Origin of the sequence: Orbus sasakiae (assembly GCF_039542345.1) — a bacterium.
GTDB lineage: Bacteria > Pseudomonadota > Gammaproteobacteria > Enterobacterales > Orbaceae > Orbus > Orbus sasakiae.
Window position 1 is genome coordinate 44,757 of record NZ_BAABHY010000002.1, and the last position, 6,306, is coordinate 51,062.

At 36.0% G+C, this 6,306-nt stretch carries 6 protein-coding genes; all 6 read right to left on the minus strand.

Annotated features, from left to right (window positions below; genetic code table 11):
* Position 1 precedes the first annotated feature (1 nt).
* Positions 2 to 355, minus strand: a complete 354-nt coding sequence (locus tag ABEA36_RS08580; protein ID WP_345491093.1) for a YraN family protein — start codon at positions 353 to 355, stop codon at positions 2 to 4.
* Positions 355 to 2,355 carry a penicillin-binding protein activator gene (locus ABEA36_RS08585; protein ID WP_345491095.1) on the minus strand — a complete coding sequence of 667 codons (2,001 nt, stop codon included), beginning with the start codon at positions 2,353 to 2,355 and terminating at the stop codon, positions 355 to 357. Before ABEA36_RS08585 ends, ABEA36_RS08580 begins: the two co-directional genes overlap by 1 nt.
* 126 nt (positions 2,356 to 2,481) lie before the next feature.
* On the minus strand, positions 2,482 to 3,582 hold the full coding sequence (gene rlmM, locus ABEA36_RS08590; protein WP_345491097.1) for a 23S rRNA (cytidine(2498)-2'-O)-methyltransferase RlmM: 1,101 nt from the start codon (positions 3,580 to 3,582) through the stop codon (positions 2,482 to 2,484).
* A 71-nt stretch (positions 3,583 to 3,653) separates the two neighbouring features.
* On the minus strand, positions 3,654 to 4,448 hold the full coding sequence (gene thyA, locus ABEA36_RS08595; protein ID WP_345491099.1) for a thymidylate synthase: 795 nt from the start codon (positions 4,446 to 4,448) through the stop codon (positions 3,654 to 3,656).
* Between the two features lie 22 nt (positions 4,449 to 4,470).
* Entirely contained in the window at positions 4,471 to 5,358 is an 888-nt protein-coding gene (gene lgt / locus ABEA36_RS08600; RefSeq protein ID WP_345491101.1) for a prolipoprotein diacylglyceryl transferase, read from the minus strand.
* A complete protein-coding gene (gene rppH / locus ABEA36_RS08605) occupies positions 5,355 to 5,957 on the minus strand; it encodes an RNA pyrophosphohydrolase (RefSeq protein ID WP_345491103.1) in 603 nt (200 codons plus the stop codon). Before rppH ends, lgt begins: the two co-directional genes overlap by 4 nt.
* Positions 5,958 to 6,306: the final 349 nt, after the last annotated feature.

Genomic DNA, 6,306 nt, shown 5'->3' on the forward strand with positions numbered 1-6,306 from the left:
TTTAAGCGCTAAATGCATTTTTTAACCACAACTGATCTTGACCTGTAATGGCGAACACATCAAATCTGAACTCGACTTTCTCGATATCAATATTTTGCTGCTGCATCCAATTATAGGCCGCTTTTATCACTTTCTCTTGCTTATTCTTCGTAATGCTTGATATCGCATCACCATAAAGTACATTTTGACGATAACGTACTTCGATAAACACTAAGCACTGGTCATCTTGCATGATTAAATCAAGCTCACCAAGTCGTGAGGAATGATTCTGAGCAATCAGCCTTAATCCGTTTGCTTGTAGAAAAAGGCAAGCTTGTTTTTCATAGTGTCGACCTAATTGCTGTTTATTAAGCATTATTGCACTACTGTATCTTCACCATTTCGATATTGTAACCATGTAAACGTTCGAGTAACTTCACATTGCTGAGCGACAGATAATTGACCCGTCATCCCATCTAGCACATCGATTTGGTATGGTTTTAGTTGACTAAAACGATTAGCCAAGCGCCAAGCATCAACACCCATTGCATATAAGCGAACTAAAGAGTAATCATTTTTAATATAGCTTGGTAATTCTTCGACAAGCTGATTTTGATTAACAATTAATGGAATATCACTAAATTGCATACGATCCATATCATAACGAAAATCTTGCGTCGTATCTGCAATATGACTTCGTGAACTGGAATAAAGGGCTGGAATGATTTTTTTAATCGCAACCTTGTTACCTTTTTTATCAACGACCTCTTGACCATTTTCATCTACTTCAACTTTATTCGAAGCCATTTCAAGCATCGACTTTATTAATGTTAATTCACTGTGAGAGGCATAAATATAAATCGAATCAAATTGAGGCGTTTCGGTATCAGATTGTGCTGTCATCATCGAATCGGATGCTGAAAAATCGGTTAAAAAATGATTTGATGATGTGGATTCATTACTACTAAATTTGGAATCGGCGATAAGAGAACCTTCTAATTCGATACCAATTCCTGAATTCATCTTGGTACTTAGTGCATTTTCAGAATCAAAATATTGTACATATACACCATTAGACGCAGGGTCAATTGAACGCCATTGCGCAGCAAAGCTATTTACAATACGATCACCTAAATCACTTTTAGGCACAATAAGTAATGGTATTTTTTTACGTTGGCTATAGATATGATTGGCAGCATCCATGGCTTCGTTTTCTGGTGATAAAGCAAAGAAACAGATCTGTTCAGGGTAATTTCCTGTAAAATCGGTGCTATCAATCTTATTAAGTGCTAATACAGGCATTGAAGGAGCAAGTTTCATTATGGTTAATACATCTTGTTTTAACAAAGGCCCAACAATCAGCTCTGCACCTTGTTGTTGTGCTTGTTTTACTAATACGTCTAAAGAATTACTATTCGTATCATATACATAAAGATTTTGCTGTAATTCTTGTGAATAAAATCGAGCAGCATCGGAATAACCGAGTCGAATTGCATCACCAAATACTTTTGATGGGCCACTTAAGGGGAGCAAAAGTGCGATGGTCTTTTGACTCGCATCATCTGGCAAACGATACTTTTCACCGTAAATATTTCTCGGTAAATATAGCGCGGCAGGATGAGTAGAATATTGCATTTGCCACTCTTTTACTGCATTTTTAATTAAATTAAGACTCGATTCTTCTTTTTTTGCTATAGCCTCTGCATCATCGCCGTCTTCAATTGCATAAACATTAGAATTATTATGGTACGAATAGGCCAAATCAATCCACCCTTGCAGTACAGATTCATTTGCATAAACCAATACACTGCTTATCGAACTATCATCTAACGTGCTAAGGAAATTCCACGTATCATTAATGGCCTGATGGCGTTGTTCTGTAGTACCATATTTTTCGAGTTCAATATAATCACGAATTTGGCTATTAACATCACCTTTTTGACCATCCAGACCAATTTTAATCGTGTAATAACGAATTTTCTGACCTTCAGTAAGATCTGCAAACGTTAACTGATTAATATCAAAATTGAGTTTATTTTTGACCGCTAACTCACCTTGTAACAGCAATGATTCTTTCTGCTGTGTTTTATTCAGATCAGAGGGTAACTGATTGATCAATTGACGAGCTTGCTGTGTATTGCCTTCAATAATCAAAGAACGAATTGCCAAAAGTTGCCAATCAATTTTTTGGTTACCTGAAGCGGCGGTATATTGAGATAAATAATATTGTGAACTTTTTGCCTCATCAAAATCGAGCTGCTTTGATACATTAGCAGGACAGCCAATCAAAAGCCCTACAAGCAGCGAAATAATTGCTATTTTAAAAAAAGCATACCAAGAACAGGAAAAACGACATAAAGCGTTTAATTTAGCCATAATATAAATTCATCCATAATAGTCTATTTTTATAATGATTATAGCTTAAGTCACTTATCAGACAAGGTTGAATTAGTGCTTAGTACTATATTAAATATGTAAAACAACAATCTACAATAGGTTCAGTTATCTATCTATATTGGCGTGTCCCCAAATACGTTGTACATGAACCGTGACTTCTTCTCGATCGTGGTACAGCTGCTTAGCTTGGATTTGGACATTAATTTGATTTGCGTGTAATTCATCCTCAAGCATTGCGATATTCTGTTTAACTTCTTCGTAACGACGTTTCATCGGCAATTTTAAATTAAATATTGCTTCTCGACACCAACCATTGGTTAGCCACTGACTCACTAACTGTGTAACCTTAGCCGGTTTTTCGACCATATCACACACTAACCAGTAGATATTATTCTTTTTAGGCTGAAATTTGAAACCGTCTTCTTGAAAATGTTTAACTTGTCCGCTGTCCATTAATCGCGGATCCATCAAACCATTATCAACGGCATAAACCATCATACTTCGTTTGACTAATTGATAAGTCCAACCACCAGGGCACGCACCAAGATCAACCGCATTCAGGCCACCTTTTAATCTTTCATCCCATTCTTCATAGGGAATAAAAATATGAAATGCTTCTTCCAGCTTTAAAGTTGAGCGGCTCGGCGCATCAGATGGAAATTTTAAACGCGGTATTCCCATATAAAAAGGTGAATTATTGTTGCTATAGGAATACCCAACAAAACAAGATGTGCTATTAATAAATAAAAGATGAATAACGGGTTTAAGTGGATTCTCCACTTTTAATAAAATACGTTTTTCTCTAAGCGCTTGCCTTAGTGGCACTGTAAATTTACGGCAAAAATTCGCCAGTTCTTTACCTTCATTTGTATCTGCAACTTCTACTCGTAGTGAACCTGCTTTTGAAATACAGCCATCGATAGCCTCAATAATTGGCGAAATTCGATTTTCTTGTGGTAAATGAGTTAATAGAGGCCCTGTAATAAACATTTGCCTTGCAAATATCAATGTTTTAAAATCCAGTGATGTGATCAGCTTCTCTGCTTCACCAGGCTGATAGCATTCGAATTCAATAAAACTGCTTTGCTCTTTTACTTTGGCAAAACCAAAAATAGATAGTGCCGCAGCTTTATCTGTGATCTCCGCAGCGCACTCTTTTTCAAAACCGGAGCGGCAATATAAGATTATACGATTAAGTGTTTGCATTTGTTATGTTGCTGTGATTATTTTAATGGGATTAAGTATATAGGATAAACCTATATACTTAAAGAACAGAGTTAGATTGCTACAGGGGCTTTTATAGCCGGATAAGGATCATAACCTTCAATCTCAAAATCTTCAAAAACGTAATCAAAAATTGTTGGTGGTTTACGTTTTATGATCAATTTAGGTAATGTCCTTGGCTGTCGACTAAGTTGTAAATGTGTCTGTTCCATATGATTAGAATAAAGATGTGTATCACCACCGGTCCATACAAAATCACCCACTTCTAAATCACATTGCTGTGCAATCATATGAACGAGTAATGAATAACTTGCTATATTAAATGGTAACCCTAAAAACACATCGCAAGACCGTTGATAGAGTTGGCATGAAAGTTTGTTATCTGCAACATAAAATTGGAAAAAGGCATGGCACGGTGCTAAAGCCATTTTATCAAGCTCACCCACATTCCACGCTGAAACAATCATACGTCGAGAGTCAGGCGTTGTTTTGATTTGTTCTATTAATTGAGAAATTTGATCAATCTGACGACCATCTGTCGCTCCCCATGAACGCCATTGTTTACCATAAACTGGACCAAGATCGCCATTTTCATCAGCCCATTCATCCCAAATAGTGACTTTATTATCTTTTAAATAAGCAATATTTGTATCGCCTTTTAAAAACCAAAGCAACTCATGAATGATTGATCTTAAGTGACACTTTTTAGTCGTAACTAAAGGAAAGCCTTCTTGTAAGTTAAAACGCATCTGATGACCAAAAATAGACAATGTACCAGTACCTGTACGATCAGATTTTTGGGTACCTTCATCTAAAATTTTTTGCATAAGCGCTAAATATTGTTTCATTTGATAATCCTATAAACACGTTTCAATAATAATTGGAGCCAATTCTAATTTTTAAACCACCTGGTAACTTATAAGCGTAATAAACAAAAACTGCACCAAAAATAATCATCGGAAGGCATAATATTTGCCCCATACTAATGCTATTAAAAAACAATCCAAGTTGCTCATCTGGTTGTCTAAAATACTCAATAATAAATCTAAATAGGCCATAACCTAACAAGAATAATCCAGATACACTACCAATTGGTCTGTGTTTACGCACAAACACATTCAATATGATAAATAAGACTATGCCTTCAAACACCATCTCATAAAGTTGTGATGGATGCCGTGGTAATAAGCCATTTCCTTGATTAAATAGCTCGATCCATTGTGGATTAGCTTTAACATAAGCGAGATCAGCCATTTCAGCACTTGGAAAACGCATTCCAATCGATGAATCGGTAACGCGTCCCCATAATTCACCATTAATAAAATTACCTAAACGGCCAAACATAAGCCCAATAGGAATTAACGGCGCGACAAAATCAGCGACTTGAAAAAATAATTTATGTGTTTTAATGGCAAAAATGGCAATTACGACTATTGCACCAATAAGACCACCGTGAAAGGACATTCCCCCTTCCCAAACTCTAAATAAGACAAATGGATCAGATAAAAAAACAGGAAAATTATAGAAAAAGGTGTAACCAAGTCGCCCCCCAAGAAATAAACCAACAAATCCCCAAAAGAGTAAATTTTCAACTTGAGATTTAGTCCAACCACTATTAGGCTGTTTAATTCGCCAATTAGCCAATAAAAAGGCGCCGATTACACCAAATAAATACATCGCCCCATACCAGTGTAATGATATCGGGCCGATTGAAAATAATATGGGATCAAAGTCAGGGAAATTAAGATATTGTTTCATTTTTTTACACGTTGCTTATTTTTACGTTTATGAGCAAAAAAACTAAAGCGTTTTTTCCGTTCTTGCCTACTCTTAGGTTGGCTAATGTCATCATGTGAAACTGATGATATATCGTTTATATTTTGCAAAGAGAATACCAAAGATGAAAATTCTTTCATTGCTTTGCGATATACATCGCGTTTAAAAGTAATCACTTGTCGTATTGGATACCAATAACTGACCCACTTCCAATCATCAAACTCTGGTGTTTGTGTCAATGATAAGTTAATAGCAGAAACATCTGAAATCAGTTCTAACAAAAACCATTTTTGTTTCTGTCCAATACAAACAGGTTCATTTTCCCAGCGAACCATGCGTTTTGGCAATTTATAACGTAGCCACCCGTTAGTCACTGAAAGTATTTTAACGTCTTTTGGTGATAATCCTACTTCTTCATTTAACTCTCGAAACATCGCCTGTTCAGCTGTTTCGTTATTATTAATTCCGCCCTGAGGAAACTGCCAAGAATTTTGCCCAAAACGACGAGCCCACAATACCTGGCCATGCCGATTGCAAATAATAATTCCTACATTTGGACGGTAGCCATCGTTATCGATCACTGACTACCTCAAAAAATAAACTTTTACTTAGCTAAGATTGTTACATATAACCTTAGCAAGGTAAACAAATTGATAAAGAAAAATGCAATTAATTAGAAAATAAAAAAATTAAATTTATATCCAACTATTTGTATATTATCAAATAAACTCTTTCGTATAGTTAAGATAATAAAAAACCCCTATCGTATGATAGGGGTTCAATTTGGTCAACTCGGTGAGATGCTAACTGCAATCGTAAAATCTAAACCGCTAAAAAGCAAAAAGCCTGCATCAGCAGGCTTCTTTATAATATATAGTCTGGCGGTGACCTACTCTCACATGGGGAGACCCCCACACTACCATCGGCTCC

Coding starts and splice junctions, on each gene's coding strand:
- rlmM (WP_345491097.1), bottom strand. CDS start 3,582: ATGCAAACACTTAATCGTATAATCTTATATTGCCGCTCCGGTTTTGAA.
- lgt (WP_345491101.1), bottom strand. CDS start 5,358: ATGAAACAATATCTTAATTTCCCTGACTTTGATCCCATATTATTTTCA.
- ABEA36_RS08580 (WP_345491093.1), bottom strand. CDS start 355: ATGCTTAATAAACAGCAATTAGGTCGACACTATGAAAAACAAGCTTGC.
- ABEA36_RS08585 (WP_345491095.1), bottom strand. CDS start 2,355: ATGGCTAAATTAAACGCTTTATGTCGTTTTTCCTGTTCTTGGTATGCT.
- thyA (WP_345491099.1), bottom strand. CDS start 4,448: ATGAAACAATATTTAGCGCTTATGCAAAAAATTTTAGATGAAGGTACC.